Source organism: Citromicrobium bathyomarinum (assembly GCA_001306305.2).
GTDB classification, from domain to species: domain Bacteria; phylum Pseudomonadota; class Alphaproteobacteria; order Sphingomonadales; family Sphingomonadaceae; genus Alteriqipengyuania; species Alteriqipengyuania bathyomarina.
In genome coordinates this window covers 2,639,005-2,662,134 of record CP155577.1, presented here as the reverse complement: position 1 = coordinate 2,662,134, position 23,130 = coordinate 2,639,005, and the positions used below count along the sequence as shown (strand labels likewise).

16 protein-coding genes are annotated in these 23,130 nt (G+C 66.2%); 10 read left to right on the top strand and 6 right to left on the bottom strand.

The annotated features are described in order from the left end of the window. Positions 1 to 209: 209 nt before the first annotated feature. Entirely contained in the window at positions 210 to 1,355 is a 1,146-nt protein-coding gene (locus tag VO57_013275) for a dihydrodipicolinate synthase (GenBank protein ID XBL69092.1), read from the top strand. 18 nt (positions 1,356 to 1,373) lie between these two features. Continuing rightward, positions 1,374 to 2,999, top strand: a complete 1,626-nt coding sequence (locus VO57_013270; protein ID XBL69091.1) for a carboxylesterase family protein — start codon at positions 1,374 to 1,376, stop codon at positions 2,997 to 2,999. Positions 3,000 to 3,044: 45 nt separating this feature from the next. Here the strand turns inward: VO57_013270 and VO57_013265 are convergent, their stop codons facing one another. Together VO57_013265 and VO57_013260 are read right to left on the bottom strand one after the other, a co-directional pair. Then, positions 3,045 to 3,446 carry a VOC family protein gene (locus VO57_013265; protein XBL69090.1) on the bottom strand — a complete coding sequence of 134 codons (402 nt, stop codon included), beginning with the start codon at positions 3,444 to 3,446 and terminating at the stop codon, positions 3,045 to 3,047. Continuing rightward, positions 3,443 to 4,237, bottom strand: coding sequence for an acyl-CoA thioesterase domain-containing protein (locus VO57_013260; protein XBL69089.1), 795 nt, complete (start codon positions 4,235 to 4,237; stop codon positions 3,443 to 3,445). The genes VO57_013265 and VO57_013260 overlap by 4 nt, the downstream gene beginning before the upstream one ends. Before the next feature lie 243 nt (positions 4,238 to 4,480). Here VO57_013260 and VO57_013255 point away from each other — a divergent pair, with 243 nt between their 5' ends. Then, the gene (locus VO57_013255) at positions 4,481 to 5,659 is read left to right on the top strand and encodes an amidohydrolase family protein (GenBank protein ID XBL69088.1); all 1,179 of its coding nucleotides are present in this window, start codon (positions 4,481 to 4,483) and stop codon (positions 5,657 to 5,659) included. 61 nt (positions 5,660 to 5,720) lie between these two features. Here the strand turns inward: VO57_013255 and VO57_013250 are convergent, their stop codons facing one another. Next, positions 5,721 to 7,232 carry an MmgE/PrpD family protein gene (locus VO57_013250; protein ID XBL69087.1) on the bottom strand — a complete coding sequence of 504 codons (1,512 nt, stop codon included), beginning with the start codon at positions 7,230 to 7,232 and terminating at the stop codon, positions 5,721 to 5,723. A gap of 129 nt (positions 7,233 to 7,361) precedes the next feature. Here VO57_013250 and VO57_013245 point away from each other — a divergent pair, with 129 nt between their 5' ends. Beyond that, positions 7,362 to 7,955: a TetR/AcrR family transcriptional regulator gene (locus tag VO57_013245; protein ID XBL69086.1), complete on the top strand. Its 594-nt coding sequence runs from the start codon at positions 7,362 to 7,364 to the stop codon at positions 7,953 to 7,955. Here VO57_013245 and VO57_013240 read toward each other — a convergent pair. Further along, positions 7,952 to 8,800, bottom strand: coding sequence for a TetR family transcriptional regulator (locus VO57_013240; GenBank protein ID XBL69085.1), 849 nt, complete (start codon positions 8,798 to 8,800; stop codon positions 7,952 to 7,954). The two genes, VO57_013245 and VO57_013240, sit on opposite strands and share 4 nt — an antisense overlap. A 424-nt stretch (positions 8,801 to 9,224) precedes the next feature. Here VO57_013240 and VO57_013235 point away from each other — a divergent pair, with 424 nt between their 5' ends. The 3 genes from VO57_013235 to VO57_013225 all read left to right on the top strand — a co-directional run bounded on the left by VO57_013235 (position 9,225) and on the right by VO57_013225 (position 15,341). Further along, a complete protein-coding gene (locus tag VO57_013235) occupies positions 9,225 to 10,574 on the top strand; it encodes a carboxylesterase family protein (GenBank protein XBL69084.1) in 1,350 nt (449 codons plus the stop codon). A gap of 48 nt (positions 10,575 to 10,622) precedes the next feature. Continuing rightward, on the top strand, positions 10,623 to 13,625 hold the full coding sequence (locus VO57_013230; GenBank protein ID XBL69083.1) for a TonB-dependent receptor: 3,003 nt from the start codon (positions 10,623 to 10,625) through the stop codon (positions 13,623 to 13,625). A gap of 96 nt (positions 13,626 to 13,721) precedes the next feature. Continuing rightward, on the top strand, positions 13,722 to 15,341 hold the full coding sequence (locus tag VO57_013225) for a carboxylesterase/lipase family protein (GenBank protein XBL69082.1): 1,620 nt from the start codon (positions 13,722 to 13,724) through the stop codon (positions 15,339 to 15,341). Positions 15,342 to 15,413: 72 nt separating this feature from the next. Here VO57_013225 and VO57_013220 read toward each other — a convergent pair whose 3' ends face one another. After that, positions 15,414 to 17,450 (bottom strand): 3-hydroxyacyl-CoA dehydrogenase NAD-binding domain-containing protein, encoded by a 2,037-nt coding sequence (locus VO57_013220; GenBank protein ID XBL69081.1) that lies wholly within the window; start codon positions 17,448 to 17,450, stop codon positions 15,414 to 15,416. Positions 17,451 to 17,465: 15 nt separating this feature from the next. Further along, positions 17,466 to 18,698 (bottom strand): serine hydrolase domain-containing protein, encoded by a 1,233-nt coding sequence (locus VO57_013215; protein XBL69080.1) that lies wholly within the window; start codon positions 18,696 to 18,698, stop codon positions 17,466 to 17,468. A gap of 203 nt (positions 18,699 to 18,901) precedes the next feature. On the opposite strand from VO57_013215, the gene VO57_013210 reads away from it, so the two are divergent. The 3 genes from VO57_013210 (at position 18,902) to VO57_013200 (ending at position 23,128) form a co-directional block, all read left to right on the top strand. Beyond that, a complete protein-coding gene (locus VO57_013210; GenBank protein ID XBL69079.1) occupies positions 18,902 to 20,080 on the top strand; it encodes an acetyl-CoA C-acyltransferase in 1,179 nt (392 codons plus the stop codon). Continuing rightward, the gene (locus tag VO57_013205) at positions 20,080 to 21,831 is read left to right on the top strand and encodes a class I adenylate-forming enzyme family protein (protein ID XBL69078.1); all 1,752 of its coding nucleotides are present in this window, start codon (positions 20,080 to 20,082) and stop codon (positions 21,829 to 21,831) included. The genes VO57_013210 and VO57_013205 overlap by 1 nt, the downstream gene beginning before the upstream one ends. A gap of 64 nt (positions 21,832 to 21,895) precedes the next feature. Then, positions 21,896 to 23,128, top strand: a complete 1,233-nt coding sequence (locus VO57_013200; protein ID XBL69077.1) for a TetR family transcriptional regulator — start codon at positions 21,896 to 21,898, stop codon at positions 23,126 to 23,128. Positions 23,129 to 23,130 lie beyond the last annotated feature (2 nt).

Genomic DNA, 23,130 nt, shown 5'->3' with positions numbered 1-23,130 from the left:
CGTTTGCGCTGACACTAGAACCAATTGAACTTGCGTGTTAAGCCCTTTTCGTAAATGCGGTATGCCTATGAGGTCCGGTTAAGGTGGGCGAATGGTTTTCGTTCAAATGCCGGGTTCCTTGATGTGTGCGGTTCGATGAGTGGGAGAGGCGGGATTTGGAGCGATTGCGCATCACGCGGCGAAGCGCGCTTGCAGGGGCGGCTGCGCTGATGGCGGCGTCGACCTTGCGTGCGCAGCATCCGGCTGGCGACCGGCTCGCGCCCAGAGCGGATTCGCCCCAGCGGGTGTGGGCGAAGGCGCATCTGCGCGGGTTGATGAACCTGTTCCTGCCGACCTTCCGCGAGGACGGGCGCACGCTGGACGAGGACGCGATCCGCCACGATGTGCGCCATGCGATCGCGCAGGGGTTCTCGGGCACGCTGCCGATGATCAACTGGACGCTCCCCGGCGATCCACGGTGGATGCAGTTCCATCGCATCCTGATCGACGAGGCGGGCGATGATCTGCCGGTCCACGGCATCATCGCCAGCGGCAAGGTGGAGTCGGACCTCCGCCTGCTTGGCGCGCTGGAGGAACTGGGGACACAGCTGGTGCTGCTCGCCTCGACTTTTCCAGCCGATAGCAGCGCGGCCCAGCTGCACGATCTGATGGCGCAGCGGATCACCGCCACGCAGCTTCCGGTCATGCTCTATGCCGCAACCGGGCGGCGCGCGTTTCCGGCGCTTGGCCCAGCAGGCCAGCCGCTCGACGTGTACGACCGGATTGCCGACCTCGACAACGTGGTGGCGGTGAAGATCTCGCAACCGGTCTCGCTGACATCCACCATGCAGCTCTGCCAGCGGCTGGGCGACCGGCTGTCGATGGGGCCGGTCAATCTCGATTTCCTGCCGCTGCTGGCGCGTCATTTCGACATCAACTGGAGCGGGCAATGGAATGCCGAAGCAGTGCAGACCCCTGCGCAGCCAATCGGCAACCGCTGGCTCGCCGCCTCTGCCGCAGGCGACATGGCGCAGGTCGATGCGCTGGCCCGGCAGATACAGCCTGCGCTGTCGCACTTCTTCGCGATGCAGGCTCCGGTCATCCGCGCGGGCGGGCATCCGTGGCAGCACAACCGCTATTATCAGTGGCTCTCGGGCGGCAATGGCGGGCTGCTTCCGCATGATCCCCACGCGCCGGACGGAGCGATCCCCGTGCTCGATGCCAGGGCGCGCGCCGCGATGCGTGCGGCCTACCGCGCGTCGGGCCTGGAGCCGACCGATGCGCCCGAAGAGCAATTCGTGGTCGGGCGCGCGGCCTGGGCGCGCGGCGTGCGCGCCTCCGACCTGACCGCGCTGCCGTATTACTCGCAAGATTGAGACAAGAGGGAGAGGGGAATGACGATCCGCAAACTTTGGGCGGGCCTTGCCACCGCCGCCGCGCTCGGGCTGTCGGCCTGCGCGACCACGGGGGCAGACGCGCCCGCTGCGCAGGCCAATAACGCGCCGCTCCTTCGGACCAGTTACGGCCCGGTGGTCGGCTCGCGCGAAGGCGCAAGCGGCACGGTCAACGTCTTCCGCGGCGTTCGCTACGCGGCATCCACCGAGGGGCGACGCTTCCAGCGCGCGGCGGACCCGCAGCCGTGGTCGCAGCCGCTGGAGGCCACCCGGTTCGGCAGCGAATGCCCGCAGATCCCTTCGCCCGACGTGCCCGTATTCGCCTCGTGGGCGAACACGGTCGGCACCAGCGAAGACTGCCTGTTCCTCAACGTGTGGACGCGCGGCCTCGGCGACGGGAAGAAGCGCCCGATCATGGTCTGGCTGCACGGCGGCGGCTACGTCACCGGTTCCGGCTCGAGCAATGGCTACGACGGGTCGCGACTGGCCGAGCGGGGCGACGTGGTCGTGGTCACGCTCAACCATCGGCTGAACGCGCTGGGCTATTCCTATCTCGGCGGGCTGACCGACGATCCGAAATATGCCGATAGCGGCAACTTGGGCAGTCTCGATATCGTCAGGGCGCTCGAATGGGTGCGTGACCATGCGGACGCGATCGGCGGCGATGCCGGTAACGTCACGATCTTCGGCGAGTCCGGCGGTGCCGCCAAGGTCTCCACGCTGATGGCGATGGAGGGTGCGCGCGGGCTGTTCCAGCGCGCCATTGCGCAGTCGGGTTCGATGTCGCTCTCAGGCTTCACCCCGCGCGTGGGTACGCCGCTGGCGAAGGATCTGATGGCCACCGCCGGTGCCTCCAGTGTCGAAGAACTTGCTGCCATGCCGATCGAGGACTTCATCGCCGCAATGATGAAGTCGCGCAGCCGCGGCGCGTTCTATCGCCCGGTGGTGGATGGCCGATCGCTGACCCGCCAGCCTTACGCACCCGATGCCAACCCGGTGAGCGCCGACATCCCGCTGCTGGTCGGCACCAACAACAACGAGATGCGGCTGCAGGGCGGCCTCGGCAGCCCGGAGAACTTCACGCTGACTTGGGAGCAGCTGCCCGCGAAGCTGAAGGCCTTCACCGGCGATGCCGATGTCGATGAGGTCATCACGGGTATGCGCGCGGCGCACCCGGACTACGATCCCAGCGACGTGTTCTTCCAGGTCGCGACCTTCCGCAATTATCGCGGTACCGCGCTGTTGCAGGCGGAGCGCAAGAGCGCGCAGGCAGCGCCAGTCTACATGTACCGGCTCGACTGGAAGACCCCGGTCGAGGGTGGGCGGCTGGAGACGCCGCACGCGCTCGATATCGCCTTCGTGTTCGACAATGTCGCGCGCTCGACCAGCTATACCGGACCCGACACGGCGGAGACGCAGCGGATGGCGGACCTGATGGCCGATGCGTGGATCGCTTTCGCGCGTACCGGCAATCCGAACACGCCTGCGCTGCCGCAATGGCCGACTTATGATACGCGCACCCGGGCGACGATGATCTTCGATCTCGATCCGCAGGTGGTGCAGGACCCGGACGGGGAAGAGCGCGAACTGCTCCAGCGGCTGCTGCCCGAGGGGCGCGGGCTGTAGGGCCTGGCGATTGGGGAGCGCGGCCCTTGGACGCCGCGCTCCTCCTCAGCCTGCGGTGGCTGCTGTGCCCATCTGCATGATCTCGATCTCGTGGCCCTCGGGCGTGCGAACGAAGGCGATGCGGGCGGGGCCGAATTGAACGGTCTCGCCTTTCTGCTTCGCCCCCGCGGCGAGGGCGCGAGCCAGGTCGGCATCGAGATCGCGCGAGACCATGCCCACCGGGCCGTAGCCATTGCCGGTGTCGATCGCGCGGCCATCCTTCCAGTGGAACAGCACGATCGTCGTCGAACCCTTCGCGCCGGTCATCACGTGTTCGCGGAAGGTCGGTGTGTCGACCGTGTCGGCATGGGTCAGGCCGAAGCCGCTTTCGAAGAAGGTGGTCGCGGCGTCGATATCCGCCACCGTCAGTTTGACGAAGGTGAAGAGGGCGGGCTCGGACGTGCTCATTGAGAGTCCTTTCGTGCATCACTTTTGGGTCGCATCAGGCTCTCCTGCGCGACGGTGGCAACCATCCGGCCATTGAGATCGTAGAAATGCCCGCGATTGAGGCCCCGCGCGTGGCCTGCCCACGGGCTCTCGGTGGCGAACAGGTGCCACTTGTCGAAATCGGGCGTCGCGTGAAACCACACCGCATGGTCGAGCGAGGCGGCCTGGATAGTGTCGCTCCCTGGCCGGATGCCATGCGGCAGCAGCGCGTTGCGCAGGAACATCATGTCCGACGCATAGCCAAGCAGCGCGCGCTGGAGCAGCGGGTCCGCCCCGGTCGGCTCGCGCATCCGCATCCACACCGCGGTCTTCGCTTCGCGTCCTTCGGAACCGAACAGCAGCCCCGGATCGATCGGGACGATCTCGATCGGGCGCTTCTGCAACCGCTCGACGATCGGAGCGCTCGCCGCCTGAGTATTGCCTGCGCGCCAGGCTTTCAGGCCACCCAGTGCGGCGTCGATGTCGAGCGGGAAGGGGGCTGGTGCCGCGTGCTCGAAGCCGGCCTCCTCAACATGGAACGACACGGTCATGGTGAAGATCAGCCGGTCGTCCTGAAAGCCATCGACCCGGCGCACCGCGAAGCTGCGCCCGGAAGATAGCTGGGTGACGGTGTAGCGCACGGGATGCGCGCTCGATCCGGCCTTCAGGAAATGGGCATGCAGGGAGTGGGGCAGGCGGGCGCCATCCTCCACCGCCGATGCTGCGAGCAGCGCCTGCGCAATGGCGTGGCCGCCGAACAGGCGCGGGCCCATGGCCGGGCCGGAGCGCCCTTCGAAGGTCGCGGCATCGACCGGCTCGAGCGCAAGGATTTTGACAAGATCGACGATGTTGAGCCTCCCCCAAGTTTTCCATACCGGATATTCAGCCGCGCCCGCGATAGCAAGCCGCTGCGGCGAAATGTGCCAAACTTCGCTTTGCAGGCGCTTCCGCTCACCATTGTTGACACCGTAACAACTAGTGTGACAATGTGCTCGGGACAACGCAGGGAGAAGCTGATGACCTATACCAAGGGCCGGATCGTGAACGACGCCGATTCGCACACGATGGAAACGCAGGACTGGCTCGCCGACCATCTCGAAGGCGAGTACAAGGAGATGTATTCGGAGGTGTACTCGAAGCGCGAGGGCGGCGACCGCATCGTGAAGATGATCGACGCCGCCAAGGCGCGCAAGAACGACCCCGAGGCGCGCGCCAAGGCGCTCGAGAACCCGATCCAGGGCGCCAAGGGCTGGCTCGGCTATGGCGGGTTCGACAAGGAGGAACGCGTCGAAGCGCTCGACTGGCTCGGCTTCGAACGCCAGTTGGTGTTCCCCACCTTCGGGCTGGGCGCGATCACCAAGGCGGAAACCGACGACCAGCGCTACGCTGCGGCCACCGCGCTCAACAAGGCGCAGCAGGAGTTCTGCGATGCCGACGCGCGCATGGATTGCGTCGCCTTCACTCCGCTCGACGATCCCGAGCGTGGCCTTGCCGAGGCGAAGCGCGCGGTGAGCGCGGGTGCGAAGGCAGTGATGTTCAGCGCAGGGCCGGCGGGCGACAAGAGCCCCGGGCACCCCGATTTCGATCCGTTCTGGCAGTACCTTGAGGACAACAAGATACCCTTCATGCTGCACATCGGCCCCGGCACGAAGACCCAGCCGGCCAAGTTCCGCAACAACGGGCGTGAGCGCGCGGCGGATCTGCACGGCGGGGGCGAGAACCTGCGTTTCCCGGACTTCATGTGCCTGTGGTACGCGCCGCAGGAGTTCCTCACCGCGATGGTCTATGATGGCGTGTTCCAGCGCTTCCCCGATCTGCGCGGCGGCGTGATCGAGAGCGGGGCGGGCTGGGTGCCCGAGTTCCTGCGCATGCTCGACCACGGCTGGTACTCGTTCAACAAGACCGACCAGTACCTGAAGGACATGGATCTGATGCCGTCGGAGTACCTCAAGCGCGCGGTCCGCTTCACGCCGTTCCCGAATGAGGACGTGGGCCACATGATCCGCGATTCCGCGCCCGAGCTCTACCTGTTCTCGAGCGACTATCCGCACCCCGAAGGCACGAAGGACCCTTACGGCAAGTTCGAGGCCTCGCTCGAAGGGTTCGACGAGGAGGTGAAGGACATGTTCTACCGCACCAACTACGACCACATGATGTACCGCAAGAGCGAAGCGCTGGCCGAAGCGGCCGAGTAAGCTTCCTCTCATGTCGACTGGGGGAGCATCCGCGTGGTGCTCCCCCCTTTTTTGTCCGTCGTCAGGCGCTCTCGAAGCGCATCAGATCGATGATCGGATCGACGCTCTCGGCACTGTCCAGCCCATCGCATAGCGCGACCAGGCGATCCGCCTTGCGCGTGCCCAGCACCGGCTCGACCAGTTCGTGGGCCTTCACTTCCACCTCGGCTTTCGACAGCGGGTGGGTGGGGAAGCCGGGGACGTAGGCCACGTAGCGTTCCTCGCGCGTCCCGTCTTTGCGCAACAGCGTGACCCGCGCACTCTCGGTGCGGTCCTCGCCTTCGCCGGTCTCCTGCGCCTCGTCGCGCACCACCGTGACCTTGCGTGCGAAGGCCTGTGCCGTCGTGTCGCTCTCCTGCCGCTCGAGCGATTGCGCGGAGACGAAATCGAGCCGTCCGTCGAGCATGATGATCGCGGCGAGATAGGGGATGTTGAGCGCAGGCATGTTGGCGCGCTCGAAAGTCGCCGCCTCGCCGGGCATGGCCACGGTGATGCTCTCCACCTCGTCGGGCCGCACGGTCTGCCGCAGGTCGAGCAAAGCGCGGACGGCGGGCTGTGTCGGCCCGCCTACGGGATAGCGTTTCATCGCTGAGAGCGACAATTCGTAATGCTCGTGCAGGCCCTCGACCAGCGAGGCATGGTCCGCGCCTTCGCCCTGGAACGCGCGCCAGCGGAACCAGGCGTTCTCGTTGTCGAAGCTGGCGGGCACGCCGGTGAAGCCCAGCTTCGCCATCTGCGCGGCCTGCATCCCGTTGCGCGCGCCCATGCCCCCGAAGACGAAGGCCTTCTCCACGTGTCGCACGTCGAGCAGCCATTGCCACGACCCCGACGCCTGCTGCGCACAGTAGGCGAGCATGTGATCGACCTGTTCCGCCGACAGGCCCATCAGTGGGGCCGCAGCGGCCGCCGCCCCGAAGGTGGGGGCAACGCCATGGTTGGCGAGCCCGGCGAGGTAGAGGTTGCGCGTGCCGATCGCCTTGGGCAGCCGGCCCGCGATTTCGTACCCCGCGGTCACCGCGCCGACCAGCTCCGCGCCGGTGCGTCCGTTCTGGCGCGCCGCTTCCAGCGCAACCGGCACGATGGCGGGGCCCGGCTGGACATAGGCAGAGGGGATGAAGTCGTTGATCTCCGCCGCGTGCGCCGTCATCGCCGAGGCGAACACTGCATCGACGGGCGAGGCGGTCTGGCGCGATGCGAGGATCGGGCTTTTCCCGTGGGGCGACATGGCAGCGGCATAGCTGCGCCCAAGCTTCGCCGCTTCGAGCGGCTGGCAGGCCACGATCGCGGCCAGCGTATCGAGAATGTGGAGCCGCGCGCGTTCTCGGATAGCGGCGGGTATGCGGTGCCCCCGCGCTCCGGCGATGTAGGCGGTCAAAGCGGGGGTGATCTCGCGCCACTCCGATGGCTCGGCAACCGGTGCGGCGGTCGCCTGGCGTGCGGCCAGCGCCGGGGCCGTGACTGCCAGCGCGCCCGCCGCCGATCCCGCCTTGATAAGTCCGCGCCGTGTCATGCCCTTGCCGATACCCTCGCTCACCCCGGTTCTCCCTCTCTTGGCGTTCAGGGTGACGAGGCGACCTCTGACAGTCAAACCAATAGTGATAAAGCGTGGGAGAGTGGGGGTGGCGACCTTGCCAATTTCGTGAGTGCGCGGCACAGCGGGCCTATGGAAGCCATGTCGGCAGAGGGTGATCGCGAGCAGCAGCTGCTCGACGCAGCGCAGACGCTGATCCGCGAAGGCCGGACACTCAACATCTCGCTCGGCGAGGTGGCCGACCGGGTGGGGGTCAGCCGCAGCCTCCTCTACGTCTATTTCGACGGCGTTCCTGCGATCATCGATGCGCTGTTCCTGCAGCACCTCGACCGGCTTGCCGCGCGGATCCTGCCCGAGCTGGATTCCGCAGAGGCGGGCTATCGCGAACGTGCCAGCGCGGCCTATGCCGCCTATCTCGACTACCTGATCGAGAGCGGTCCGATCCTGCAGCTGATCCTGCGCGAACGGCATCAGGACAGTCCGCTCGGCGCGGAGAGCCAGCGGCAGTTTCGCCGCCTGCTGCGGCGCGTTGCCGAGGATACGCGCCGTGCGCTCAGCCTAGCGCCGCGCGAGGCGTTCGTCCTGCTCGAACTCACCGCCGGGATACCCGAGGCGCTGGCGCGTCTGGTGCGCGGCGGGGAGATCGATCGCGAGACCGCGCATGCGACCTGCCGCCGGCTGGTCACCGCCTCGGTAGACGGGTTCGCGGTCGCCCCGGCAACCTAGTCGGCTTCCGCGGCGAGGGTGTCGCCGCTGTGGACCCCGGCCATGATCACGGTGAGGCAGATTTCCTCGACCATCGCGAAGGGCGCGCGCCTGCTCGCCACGATACCGCCCGCCTTGAGGCTGACCGCAGCCAGTGCGGCGGTCGATGCGCGCGCGCTCTGCAGGTCCATCTTGCGCTTTCCGACCAGCTGCTGGAGGATCGGCGCGCGCGCCGCATTGCTCTGCGCCACCCATTCGGGCTTCAGCGCGTCGCGGACCTCGGGCGTGCGCAGCAGCATTTGCAGCAAGGGCCCGCGCTGCGCAGCTTCGTGCAGATATCCGATGGTCGAGAGCATCACCCGGGTCTGATGGTTCGTGCCGCGCGCGATCCGCTTGCGCCGCTGGGTTTCCTGGGTCGCGATCTCGCGCCGCGCGAGCGCCAGCAGCAGCTCGGTCCGCCCGCCGAAGCAGTTGTGCACCTGGGTTTCGCTGATCCCGGCAAGCCGCGCGACCTCGCGGATCGTCACCGCCGACAGCCCCTCCTTGAGCGCCAGCTCGCTGGCAGTGTCCATCAGGTGCTGACGCCGCTCCTCGGCAGTCATGCGTGTGCGGGTGCCGGGCGACTTGCGCGGCTGCCGTTGGCCGAGGGCGAAGGTCTCGCTCAGGCCGATCGGGGCGGGGGGCAGGTCGGGGCGCGGGTCGCGCGCGGATGCGCTGCGGGTCCAGTGCGATCGCGGCGGGCGCGGAATGTCGAGCCGGTCGCAGATCTTGGCGAGGCCATTGCCGGTCAGGCCATAGCGGGCGGCGACCGACCCAATGGGTTCGGACCATATTCGTTCGAACAGCTCGGCGCGGGTCAGTTCCATGGTCGCTTGGATATTCCCATCATCATCGGTGTGTCCAGCCGCAGGAGCGCTGCGCGCCGCTCGCCAGCCTGACACACCTGACACACTGTCCAGGGGGAGAAAACGTCCCCTTCCGGGGGGGCGCCTTTCGAATCCGGTCCCCGGCCATCCGGTGCAGCCCGTCCTAGCGCGAATGGCGAGGTGTAGGACAGCGCCCCGGTGGCTCCGCTGCCCGCGCATGCCGCGGGTGGCCGTCATGGCGTGTGCAGACTTGTAAAAAATCCGTCTCGATATCGTACCCGATATTCGAATATGCTTGTTGTTAGATTGTAAATGGTGCGCTATGACGGTTGGAAATAAGGATGTGGAGGGGAGAATGGCGCGGTTTTTGGCGGCTTTGGCCGTTGTTGCCACCGGCCTAGTGCCGCAGGCTCTTGGCGCTCAAATGCCAGACCCGATCGACGGTGTGGAGGTCGATGTCGACGCGGGCACCCTCATGGGATCGCGCGAAAACGGCGTACTGGTTTTTCGAGGCGTGCCCTATGCCGCTGCCCCGGCAGGAGAAAATCGCTGGCGCGCTCCGCAGCCGGTGGAGCCTTGGGCGGGTGTTCGCGCAGCGACCGCTCACGAACCGCCCTGCGCCCAGCCGGTCGATACCGACACCACGGTCGCGAATTTCGGCGGGGTGAACGGAGCCCAGTCGGAAGACTGCCTCTATCTCACCATCACCGCGCCGGAGAATGCACAGGATGCGCCCGTGCTGGTCTGGTTCCACGGCGGTGCGTTCTTCCTCGGCGCGGGCAGTCTCGGCTCTTACGACGGGACGGCCAACGCGCAGCAGGGCGTCATCACGGTCAGCGTCAATTACCGCCTGGGGGCGCTGGCGAACTTCGTCCATCCCGCGCTCGATGCGCAGCACCCGGATGAGCCGCAGGGCAATTACGCGCTGCAGGATGCGGTCGCCGTGCTCGAATGGGTGCGGGACAATATCGCGGCCTTCGGCGGCGATGCCGAACAGGTGACCGTCGCTGGCCAGTCGGCCGGGGGCGGGATCGTCGTCAACCTGCTGTCGCTGCCGTCCGCGAAGGGCCTGTTCGACAAGGCAATCGTGCAGTCGGGCAGCCTGCTGCTGCCAGACCGCCCGGAGGCGGATGCTGAGCGCATGGCGATCGAGGCGCTGGAGACGATCGGCATCGGCCCGGACGTGACAGCGGACGAGTTACGCAGCATTTCCGCGCAGACCTTCGCCGCTTCGGAGCCGCTGCGCGCGGGCTTCTTCTTCACGCCGGACCCGGCTTTCAAGCCGACATCGACCATCGCCGCACTGCGGGCGGGCAAGGAAACCGACGTGCCGGTACTGGTTGGCACCAACAGGGGCGAGAAGGGTTTTGCCGCCGCGCGCACGCTCGCCGCGCTGGCGGGAGACACCGGCGCACCGGCCTTCCTCTACCGCTTCGACCACACGCCCGCCTTCCGCGCGAGCGAATGGGGCGAAGGGCCGATCCACTCGGCCGAGCTGATGTTCACCTTCGATTCGATCGACCGGTCGAGCTGGGGCGGGGAGCGCGCCGACGCCGCCGACCGCGCGCTCGCCGACACGGTCAACGGCTGCTGGGTGGCCTTCGCAAAGATGGCGCCCGGGGCGAGAGACTTCGCGTGCGCCGACGGCTTCACATGGCAGGCCTACAGCCCGGGTGGCTCGGCGGCGCTGATCGAAACCGCGGGTCTGCGGATGGCCCCGGCGGACGCGCTGCCGGACGGCCCCGAGGAGGATGCCACCACACAGGACGAATAGTCCGACCGAATAAAAACGCCGGAAAACGGCGATGTTGGGGAGAGAGAAATGATTGGTAAATCGCACTTCATGGTGGGGACCGCGTGCGCCCTGGCGTTCGCGCCTGCGGCAATGGCGCAGACCACCCCGGACAGCGACGCGCAGAACCAGCCCGAGCTTGCCGAGCAGATCGAGTCCGAACCCGATGTGACGATCGTGGTCACCGGATCCTACATCAAGGGCCAGCGCGAAGACGGCGCGCAGCCGGTCGATGTGTTCGGTCAGGCGGAGCTGGAAGCGCGCGGGATCGACAGCCCGCTGGAGTTCATCAAGAGCCTCCCCTCGGTCGGCCCGGTGCTCGGCGATTCCAACCAGTACGGCGCGGGCGGCAGCCAGGGCGTCGGCTCGATCAACCTGCGCAGCCTGGGGCGCGAGCGGACGCTGGTGCTGTTCAACAACCGCCGCTTCGCAACCGAGCCGGGCGACGGCGCGGCGGACACCAACCTGATCCCGCTGTTCGCGCTGGACCGGATCGAGGTGCTCAAGGATGGTGCCGCCTCCACCTACGGCTCGGATGCCATCGCAGGCGTCGCCAACTTCGTCACCCGGCGCGATTTCACCGGGGTGGAGCTGGCCGGCGATTACGAGTTCGTCGACGGGTCGGACAATAATTATCGCCTCAGCGCGCTCGCCGGGTTCGATCTGGGCGCGGCCAACCTGATGATCGGGGCGGGCTGGCAGCACAGATCCGAACTGCCCACGACCGCACGCGATTTCACCCAGGTGCCCTACGCGGACAATCCCACCGGCTATTCCTTCCTCAGCAATCCGGGCCTCTATGCACCGCTCGGGTTCATCCCCGGACGCGGGGTGACTTCGCTGGGCCTCGCGGTCGACGGCAATCGCTTGGATGCGTGTGAATCGCTGGGCGGAATCGAAGGTGCGTTCCCCCGCGCGGTCGGCGCGCCGCTCCCGGTCTGCCGCTACAGCTACATCCCCTTCGTCAACCTGATCGAGGAAGAAGACCGCTATCAGTTCTATGGCCAGCTGCTGGTCGACCTGTCCGACACGGTCCGTTTCACCGCCGAAGCGCTCTATTCGCATACCGAGCTGAAGGAGCTTGGCTATTCGCCGAGCTATCCGATCACCCAGGGCCCCAACGGCCCGGGCAGCGCGAGTGCGTTCACCGTGCCCGCCAGCAACCCGGGCTATGCGGCCTTTCTTGAACAGACCTTCGCGCCGGGCACCCCGCCGCGCCTGTTCACGCCGGTGCTTGCGTCCATCGTATTGTTCCGGCCCTTTGCGCTGGGCGGAAACCCGCTCGACGAGCGCGGAGCCGGGCGGGGGCAGGCGATCAACGATGCGTGGCGGGTTTCCGCCGGGTTCGACTTCGACCTGACCGACAATCTGTCGTTGCAAACCTTCGGCACCTATATCCGCAGCTCGCGCCTCGCCTTCTCCTACGACATGGTCAGCGACCGCTTGCAGCGCGCGCTCAACGGCTTTGGTGGCGACAATTGCACTGGCACCACGCCGGGTGCCAACGGGTGCCTGTACTTCAACCCGTTCATCAACGCCGCGCCGGGCAATCCGGCGCTGGGCCTGACCAATCCGGCCTATGTTCCGGGTAACGAGAACTCGCAGGAAGTGATCGACTACCTCTCCCAGCAGAGTGGTACGCGTGCGACCGAAGAGCAGTTTATCGTCGATGCGGTGTTCAGCGGCGATTTCGAGGTGTTCGGCCGAACGCTCGGCTATGCCTTCGGCGGCCAGTTCCGGCAGACCAATTTCGCGACCGATCCGCTCAACCGGTTCAGCGATCCCGAAGCGTATCCATGTGCGATCGATGGCGACCGCTCGTGCCTCGACGATCCGAACGACACCAACTTCCCGGTCGGCGCGTTCACCTTCCTCGGCCAGTATCCCGATGCGCGCCTGTCGCAGGATGTCTACGCCCTGTTTGCCGAGGCGCAGATGGAGGTGTTCGACGGGTTCGAGCTGACCGGCGCGGTTCGGTTCGAGGATTACGGCGGGCTGGTGGGCTCGACCGTCAATCCCAAGCTCTCGGCCCGCTGGCAGGTGACCGATTTCCTCGCCCTGCGCGGGTCTGTGGGCGATACGTTCCGCGGGCCGCTGCCGGCCGATCTGGGCACCGCCGGGGTTCGCGCGGTGGCGGGGATCAACGTGCTCGGTGGCAACTTCAAGGCGACCGACACCGTGGGCAATCCCGCGCTCGCGCCCGAAACCGCGCTGACCTATAACATGGGCGCGATCCTCGAATTCGGCGGGTTCAACTTCAGCGTCGACTACTGGACCTACGAATTCGAAGGGCGGTTCACCAACCTGCCGATCCAGGCGATCGCGGCCAACGTCGCGCCCGGCGGGCAGGACGGCACCCAGCTGGTCGACTGCTCCAGTCCTTTTGTGGACTACGTGGTCTTCGCGGGCGGTGTCTGCACACAGGGCACGACCATCGGGAACGACATCAGCCGCCTGCAGACGCAGACGGTGAACGGCCCCGACGTGACCACCAGCGGTCTCGACTTCAGCGTCAACTACCGCACCAACCTCGGCCCGGTTCGGCTGAATCTGGGCGCGAACGCGACCTACACGCTCAAGTACGAATTCAGCGATTTCGAATTCAACGGGCTGCTGTTCAGCCCCGGCTACGATGCGGCGGGCTATGCCAATTACGACCGCGCGCCGGGCACCGTGTCGAAATGGCGGGCGAGCGGATACGTCAACCTGCAGTTCGATCCGGTCAGCGTGACCTGGTCGAGCAACTATATCGGCGGAGTGACGGACAACCGTTGCGACGGCTTGCAGTTCTGCGCCGAAACGCCCGAGTTCGGCGGGACCAATTTCGGCCGCGAGATCGGCGACTTCTTCGTCCACGATCTCTTCGCCACGGTCGACCTGACGCTCGCCGGGGTCGAGGCGGAGCTGCAGGGCGGGATCGAGAACCTCTTCGATACCGATCCCCCGGCCGCGCGGCTCGAATATAGCTACGACCCGTTCATCGGCACCGCCAAGGGGCGCACCTTCAAGGTCGGCGTGAAGCTGCGCTTCTAATCGGCATCGACTGAACCAGTCGTGCAAGGGGGCGGGGGCCGTGGACGGCTTTCCGCCCCTTCACGCGCGACGACACATCAAGGGGAGGAACCTTACATGACACGAAATGCCATGATGCTCGCATCGATCGCCACGCTCGCGCTGGGTGCTCCGGCCGCCGCGCAGGACAGTGCCGAGCCGCCCGCCGCGACCCCGGTAGTCGAGACCGAAGCAGGCAAGGTCCAGGGCCTCGAGCAGGGCGGCATCGATGCCTTCCTCGGCGTCCGTTACGCCGCGCCGCCGCTGGGCGATCTGCGTTTCCAGCCGCCCGCGAAGCCCGCCGCGTGGGAAGGCGTGGCCGATGCGACCGGCTACGGCGCGCCGTGCATGCAGCTCTATTCGGCGAGCGGACCCAACGAATCCGAAATGACCCGCCGCATCCAGGCGATCTTCCCCACCTCGACCGAGGCGAAGATGGACAACGAGGACTGCCTGTTCCTCAACGTGTGGACTCCGGCGGCGGGCGACGGGAAGAAGCGGCCCGTGATGGTCTGGTTCCACGGCGGCGGCTACGCCTATGGGTCGGGCAACTGGCCCGCCTATAACGGCCGCAACCTGGCGGAGAAGGGCGACGTCGTCGTGGTCACGGTCAACCACCGGCTCAACGCCTTCGGCTATCTCAACCTCGCGGAAAAGTTCGGTGAGGATTTCGCCGCCTCGGGCAATGTCGGCAACCTCGACCTCGTCCGCTCGCTCGAATGGGTGCGTGACAATATCGCAGGCTTCGGCGGCGATCCGGAGAACGTCACGATCATGGGCGAATCCGGAGGCGGATCGAAGGTCAGCCACCTGATGGCGATGCCTGCGGCCGACGGCCTGTTCGACAAGGCGGTGATCCAGTCGGGCCCGGGCGTGTTCAGCGGTAAGCCTGCCGAGGCGGCGGATTACGCCGCGAAAATCCTGGAGGCGGCAGGCGTCGAAACGCTCGAAGACCTGCGCAATGTCCGCAGCGACGAGATCGTCGAGGCGGTCCGCAAGGCCACGCCGGCGGAGGGCGCGATGGGGCGCGGGCCGCAGTTCGGGCCGATCGCCGATGGCACGATCATCCCGCGCGATCCCTTCCTTCCCGCCGCGCCCGAACAGTCGCGCGATATCCCGGTGCTGATCGGCTACAACAAGGACGAGATGACTTTGTTCGTCGCCGCGCAGCCGTGGTTCGGGCGGCTGACCGAGGGCACGCTCAACGCGATGACCGGGGCGATGGGCGAGCAGGCGGTTGCGGCAGTCGCCGCGTATCGCAAGCGCTACCCCGATTATTCGCCGACCCACCTCGCAGCCATCGCGATGGGCACCCGCTTCGTGCGCGGCACCTATCTGCTGGCGGACCAGCAGGCGAAGACCGCGAGCGCGCCGGTCTATGTCTATCGCCTGACGTGGGAGACGCCGATCGGCGGCGGAATGCTGCGCACGCCGCACACGCTCGACATCCCGCTGATGTTCGACAACGCGGTCGAGAGCGCGGCCCTCATCGGCACGGGCGAGGACGCGCAGACAATGGCCGACATGATGAGCGATGCGTGGATCGCCTTCGCCAAGACCGGCATTCCATCGAGCGCGCTGCTGCCCGAGTGGAAGGCCTACACGCCTGCTGCGCGCAACGTGATGGAACTGAACGTCACGCCGCAGCTGGTCGACGACCCCGAAAAGGACATCCGCGAACTGCCCAGCGAACTCTGAAACGCAGACAGTAAAAAGGCCGGCGTCCCCGCGTGGGGCGCCGGCCTTTTCGTGTCCGGTTAAGCGAAAAGCCTAGTTGAAGCTCTCGCCGGCGTCGGCCTTCTTGCGCAGGTAATCGCTCACCGGCAGGCCGTGCTTTTCGAGGCCCGCAACCACGGTATCCAGCCCGATCGTGTCGGCCCAGAACATCGGGCCGCCGGTGTAGAGCGGCCAGCCATAGCCGTTGATCCACACCACATCGATGTCGCTCGCGCGCTGGGCCATGCCTTCATCGAGGATCTTCGCGCCTTCGTTGACCATCGGGTAGAGCAGCCGCTCGCGGATCTCGTCCTTCGAGATGTCGCGCTGTTCGTTGCCTTCCTTCTCCGCGAAGTCGGCGATGATCTGCTTCACCTCGTCCGACGGGGTGCGCTGGCGCGCCTCGTCGTAGTCGTAGAAGCCCTTGCCAGCCTTCTGGCCGAAGCGGCCGACCGCGCACAGCGCCTCGCGAATGGTGGTCACCTTGCTCGGGTCGCGGTGCCAGCCGATATCGATCCCGGCGAGGTCGCCCATCTGGAACGGCCCCATCGGGAAGCCGAAGTCCAGCAGCACGTCGTCGACATCCCAGTAGTTCGCCCCTTCGAGGATCAGCTGGTTCGCCTGCTCCTGCCGCTTGGAGAGCATGCGGTTGCCGATGAAGCCGGGGCACACGCCAGAGACTGCCGCGACCTTGCCGATCTTCTTGGACAGCTTCATCGCGGTCGCAAGCACATCGTCGCGCGTCTTCTCGCCGCGCACCACTTCGAGCAGCTTCATCACGTTGGCGGGGCTGAAGAAGTGCAGGCCCAGCACATAGCCGGGGCGCTCGGTCGCGGTCGCGATCTCGTTGATGTCGAGATAGCTGGTGTTCGACGCGAGGATCGCGCCCTGCTTCACCACTTTGTCGAGCTTGCCGAAGACGTCCTTCTTCACGTCCATGCTCTCGTACACCGCCTCGATCACGAGGTCGCAATCGGCAAGGTCGCTATATTCGAGCGTGGGGGTGAGGTGTCCCATCGCCTGCTCGACCTGCTCGGCGGTCATGCGGCCTTTCTTCGCGGTCGCCTCGTAGTTCTTGCGCATCGTGGCGGTGCCCCGGTCGAGCGCTTCCTGCTTCATCTCGAGGATGGTGACCGGGATGCCTGCGGAGAGGAAGTTCATCGCGATCCCGCCGCCCATCGTCCCTGCACCGATGATGCCGACCTTCTTGATGTCGATCAGCGGGGGGTCGGCGGGGATGTCGTCGACCTTGTTCGCCGCACGCTCGGCGAAGAAGTAGTGGCGCATCGCCTTAGACTGCGTACCGGTCATAAGCTTCATGAACAGCTCGCGTTCCTTCTTCACGCCTTCGGCATAGGACGGCTCGCCCGCCGCCTTCACCGCTTCGATTGCGGCGTTGGGCGCGTCGAACCCGCGCATCTTGCGGCCGTTCTTCGCGCGGAATTCGTCGAAGATATCGGGGTTCCTGATCCCGTCCTGGTTGGCGTCGCCCTCACTGGAGCGCGGGACGGGCTGGCCGATCTTCGACTTGGCAAAGGCGATCGCGTCGGCGGCAAGGCTGTCTTCGCCCACCAGCTCGTCCAACAGGCCGATCTCTTTCGCTTTCTTGGCCGAAATCGGATTGCCGATCGCGACGAGGGGGAGGGCGGCTTCCGCACCGACCAGACGCGGCAGGCGCTGCGTGCCCGCGGCACCGGGGATCAGGCCGAGCTTCACTTCGGGCAGGCCCATCTTCGCGCTCGGCACGGCGACGCGGTAGTGGCAGGCGAGCGCAACCTCGCACCCGCCGCCCAGCGCGGTGCCGTGGATCGCGGCGACGACCGGCTTGTCGCTCGCCTCCAGCTTGTCGAGCGCTTCGGGCAGGCTCGGCCCCTGCGGCGGCTTGCCGAATTCGGTGATGTCGGCACCGGCAAAGAAGGTGCGTCCGTCGCAGCGGATGACGACCGCCTCGACGCTATCGTCGGACAGCGCTTCGCTGATGCCGTCGACCAGCCCCGCGCGGACCGCCTGGCCCAGCGCGTTGACGGGCGGATTGTCGGAAATGATAACCAGCACGTTGTCATGGCGTTCGGTTCGAATGGGAGAGGTCATCGGGTCGATACTCCTTCAGGCGTTCGAGTGGGTGAGGGCCGAATAGATCAGCGTCTTGAGCTGTCGGCGGATGGGATAGATGGACGATGGGTAGAGCTGGGTCATGAAAACACACGTGATCCGCTCGACGGGATCGACGAAGAAGGCGGTCGAATAGGCGCCGCCCCAGTAGAATTCGCCCTTGCTCGCAGGCATCAGCGTGCGCGCCGGGTCGGTCACGACCGCGAAGCCGAGGCCGAAGCCCGTGCCCGCATTGCTCGCCTCGCTGAACAGGCTCTCGCTCATCTGCGTGAGGTCGGCTCCTCCGGGCAGATGGTTCGCGGTCATCAGATCGAGCGTCTTGGGCGAGACGATCTGCGCGCCTTTGAACGCCCCGCGATTGACCAGCATCGTGCAGAACCGGTCGTAGTCCGCAAGCGTGGAGATCAGCCCGCCGCCGCCCGAGTGGAAGCTTGCGCGCTCCATCAGCCGCGATTCCGCGCCCTTGTCGGTCAGTCGTGGAGCATTGCCTGGGCGATAGAGATAGGCGTCCGCCAGCCGGTCCTGCTTTGCCGGGGCGATATCGAAGCCGGTGTCCTCCATTCCCAGCGGGTCGAAGATGTTCTCGCGGAAATAATCGCCGAGCGCCATGCCGCTGATCCGCTCCACGCACACGCCCAGCACATCGGTCGCGACCGAGTAGTTCCAGCGTGTGCCCGGCTCGAACTCGAGCGGGATCTTCGCGAGCGTGGCGATATATTCGTCCGAGGTTATCGCGCCGCGCGACAGGTCGAGCCGCGCCTTGCGGTAGGCCGCGTCCACGCTGGTGCGGTTCTGGAAGCCGTAGGTGAGCCCGGCCATGTGCGTCATCAGGTCGACAAAGCGCATTGGGCGGCCCTGTTTGGTCGGGGCGAAGGGGAGGTCGCCGCCACCGCCCGCGTAGGCGCCGAGCCCCTCGAACTCTGGCAGCACGCGCGCGACCGGATCGTCCAGCGCGACCTTGCACTGTTCGACCAGCTGCATGAACGCGATCGAGGTGACCGGCTTGGTCATGCTGGCGATGCGGAACAGTGCATCCTCGCGCATCGGCGTGCCGTCGTCGCGGAGGGTGCCGCCGTGGTAATAGTGCACCGGATGTCCGTCGCGCGAGACCAGCAGCTGCATCATGGCCAGCCGCCCGGTGTCGAGGTAGGTTTCGTCCAGAAAACGGTCGATCCGCTGCAGTCTTTCGCTGTCGAAACCCCGGTCTTCCGGATTGCCCAGCTTCATCCAATGCTCTCCTTTGCTGGCCGGTCCATTTAGGCCGTACCTGATCTTTATCGGTGCCGGGGTAACGGATTTTGCGGCGATGTGAAGGCTCATACCCTTCTTTCAGAAAAATTCTCACCGCGCTTGCCTGATCGGTGCGAGGCGGGCAAGATCGCAGCCAAGCCGCGACGAGTCGGCACGAGGGATAAGGAATGTCTGAGAAAATGCGCGACGCAGTAATCGTGTCCACCGCCCGTACCCCGCTTGCGAAATCGATTCGCGGGGCGTTCAACGCAACCCATCCGGTGCAGCTGGGGGCATGGTCGGTAGAGGCTGCGGTCGAACGCGCCGGGCTCGATGGCGGGGATATCGAGGATGTGGTCTTCGGTGCCGCCAGCCAGGGCGGGGCGCAGGGCTTCAACATCGGCCGCCAGATTGCCTTGCGCGCAGGCCTGCCGGTCGACGTCGCAGGGATGACCATCGACCGCCAGTGCTCCAGCGGGCTGATGGCGATCGCTACCGCCGCCAAGCAGATCATCGTCGACCGGATGGACATCTGCGTCGCGGGCGGCGTGGAATCGATCACCGCGATCCGCAACAATGCGGGCAAGCCGCAGCGCGACGAAGAGCTGCTGAAGATGCATCCCGATATCTTCATGCCGATGATCGGTACGGCGGAAGTGGTCGCCAAGCGCTACGGCATCAGTCGCGAGGATCAGGACGCCTACTCGCTCCAGTCGCAGCAGCGCACTGCCGCGGCGCAGGAAAGCGGCAAGCTGGCGGACGAGATCGTCGAAGTCTCCACCGTGATGGACGTGAAAGACCGCGAAAGCGGCGAGGTTTCGCAAAGGGAAGTCACTATCGCGATGGACGAATGCAATCGTCCCACCACCACGCTGGAGGGGCTGGCGAAGCTCGATCCGGTGATGGGCGAGGGCCACACGATCACCGCCGGCAATGCCAGCCAGCTGGCCGATGGATCGGCGGCGAGCGTGCTGATGGAGGCCGAGGTCGCCAAGGCGCGCGGGCTCACCCCGATGGGCCGCTATGTCGGCATGGCAGTCGCGGGCACCAAGCCGGACGAGATGGGCATCGGGCCCGTATTCGCGATCCCCAAGCTGCTCGAACGCTTCGACCTCAAGATCGACGATATCGGGTTGTGGGAGCTGAACGAGGCCTTCGCGGTGCAGGTGCTCTATTGCCGCGACAAGCTGGGCATTCCGGATGACCGGCTCAACGTCAACGGCGGTTCGATCTCCATCGGCCATCCCTTCGGCATGACCGGCGCGCGCTGCGTCGGCCACGCGCTGATCGAGGGCAAGCGGCGCGGCGTCAAATACGTCGTCGTGACCATGTGTGTGGGCGGCGGCATGGGCGCAGCCGGCCTGTTTGAGGTGCTGTGATGGCGAGCACCGCACAAGCCAAAGACCTCGCCTCCGCGATCGGCTGGACCCCGCCCGAGAACTGGCCCGCGCGCAGCCGTGCCGAGTGCAAGGCGATCCTGACCGCGCCGGGCATGCGGTTCGAGATGGAGGAGGTCGACATTCGCGGCGTCCCGACCCGCGTGTGGAAGAACGCCCCGCCGAACCTGCGCGCCATCGCGCTGCTCGGTCAGACGCACGGCGAGCGCGAGTTCATGATCTACCAGGGCGAGCGGGTTACCTATGACGCGTGGTTCCGCGCGGTCGCCACGCTGGCCCACGAATTCCAGTCTCTGGGTGTAGAGAAGGGCGACCGGGTCGCGCTGGCGATGCGCAACCTGCCCGAATGGCCCGTGGTGTTCTTCGCCGCGGTCACCATCGGCGCGATCTGCGTGCCGCTCAATGCGTGGTGGACCGGCGGGGAGCTGGCCTACGGGCTCGCCAACTCGGGCACCAAGCTGCTGGTGTGCGACGAGGAGCGGTGGGAACGGATTGCCGAACTGCGCGGCGAGTGCCCGGCGCTGGAGACAGTGCTCGTCACCCGTCACGATGGCGATCCGGAGGGTGCATCGCGGCTGGAAGACGTGATCGGCACGCCCCCGACCTACAAGGATCTGCCTTCCCGCGCGCTGCCCGAGGTGGAAATCCTGCCCGAAGACGACGCGACGATCTTCTACACCAGCGGCACCACCGGCAAGCCCAAGGGCGCGCTGGGCACGCATCGCAACCTGTGCACCAACATCATGTCGAGCGGGTTCGGTGCCGCCTGCGCGGTGTTGCGCCGGGGCGAGGAAATCCCTGCGCCGCAGCCCAAGACGACGCTCACCGTCATTCCGCTGTTCCACGTCACCGCGTGCTCCGCCGGGCTGATGGGCTCGATCGCTGCGGGCAACACGCTGATCTTCATGTATCGCTGGGACCCGGTCGAAGCCTTCCAGATCATCGAGCGCGAGAAGGTCAATTCCACCGGCGGGGTGCCGACCATTGCCTGGCAATTGCTCGAACATCCCGAACGCAAGAACTACGACCTCTCCAGCATCGAGGCGATCGCGTACGGCGGCGCGCCCGCCGCGCCCGAACTGGTGCGCAAGATCCGCGAGGAATTCGGCGCGCTGCCCGGCAATGGCTGGGGCATGACCGAGACGATGGCGACCGTAACCGGCCATTCCTCGGAAGATTACCTCAACCGCCCCGACAGCTGCGGCCCTCCCGTGGCGGTCGCCGACCTCAAGATTATGAGCGAGGACGGCACCCGCGAATTGCCGACCGGCGAGATCGGCGAATTGTGGGCGCGCGGGCCGATGGTGGTGAAAGGCTACTGGGAGAATCCCGAAGCGACGGCCGAGACCTTCATCGACGGCTGGGTGCGCACCGGCGACCTCGCCCGGCTGGACGAGGAAGGCTGGTGCTACATCGCCGACCGCGCGAAGGACATGATCATCCGTGGGGGCGAAAACATCTACTCGTCCGAGGTCGAGAACGTGCTTTACGATCACCCGGCGGTGACCGATGCCGCGCTGGTCGGCATCCCGCACCAGCAGCTGGGTGAGGAGCCTGCTGCGGTGGTGCATCTTGCGCCCGGCACGAGCGCGAGCGAGGCCGAATTGCAGGAATGGGTCGCTGCCAGGCTGGCCAAGTTCAAGGTGCCGGTGAAAATTGCCTTTTCAAACGAGACCTTGCCACGCAATGCCAATGGCAAGATCTTGAAGAAGGAGCTTTCGAGCTTCTTCTGAACCCTGTACCCGCGCGCTTCGAACACGGGTTATAGGGGACGGGTACGGATGCTGGGGGAAGCGGATGGCGAAGAAGCCTGACGTCACGAAGAAGTTCGGCGAAAAACGCACCGCCATCGTGCGCGCCGCATCGGTGCTGATCAACGAAACCGGCGTTCAGGCGACTACGCTCACCAGGGTGGCGCGCGCGATCGGCCTGAACGCGACCAGCGTCACCTATTATTTCCCGCGCAAGGACCAGCTGATCGTCTCGGTCTATGCCGAAACCATCGCGCTGCTGAAGGAGATGGCGGAGGAGGCGCTGGCCGAAGATACGCTCGAAAAACGTATCGCCAGGTTCGTCCAGCTGCATGTCGCGCTGCGCGACCGCATTCGGCGGGGCGAGCAGGGGCTGATGGCCGCGCTGTCCGAAATCCGCTCGCTCGATCAGGAGCAGCAGGACGAATTGCTGTTCGCCTACCGCGAGGTGGTCAACGACGTGCGCGCCTTCTTCGGCGAGCCTGCGGACGAGAAGCAGCGCGCGCTCTTCTCTGCCCGGGCGCACATCCTGATCGAGGCGATGCTGTGGTGGCCGGTGTGGTCGCGGCGCTATTCGGTGCTCGATTTCCCGCGGGTCGAGACCAAGATCGTCGATATCCTGTGTTTCGGCATCCCCGCGCAGCGTGGCGAGTGGAACCCGGTGGCCCTCGAAGATGACGGCTGGCGCGTTCGCGAGGATCGCCCGCTGCAGCAGAACGACGAGTTCCTGCGCGCGGCGACGGTGATGATCAACGAACGCGGATATCGCGGGGCGTCGGTCAACCGGATTGCCGAAGCGCTCAACGTGACCAAGGGCAGCTTCTACCACCACCATGACGCCAAGGACGATCTGGTGCTGAAGTGCTTCCAGCGCAGCTATGATCGCCTGTCGAAGGTGCAGATGGCGGGGTACGATCTGGAAGGATCGTACTGGACACGCTTGTCGAGTATCCTGAACGAACTGCTGCAATTGCAGTTCTTCGATTCCATGCCGCTGCTGCGCACCACCGCGCTGCAGGCGCTCGACAGCGAGACCAAGGTGGACGTCGTGATGCGCTCCAACCGCCTCGCACGGCGTTTCGCGGGCTTCCTGATCGACGGGTTCGCCGACGGGTCGGTGCGGGCGATCGATCCGCTCGTCGCCAGCCAGATCATCATGTCCACGCTCAACGGCGCCTACGAGGCGCGGCGCTGGGCTGCCCGGTTCGACGATCAGGAAGAGGCGGTCGAAACCTATCTCTCGGTGCTGAGCGAGGGTATGCTGGCCGAGCGCGGCTAGCT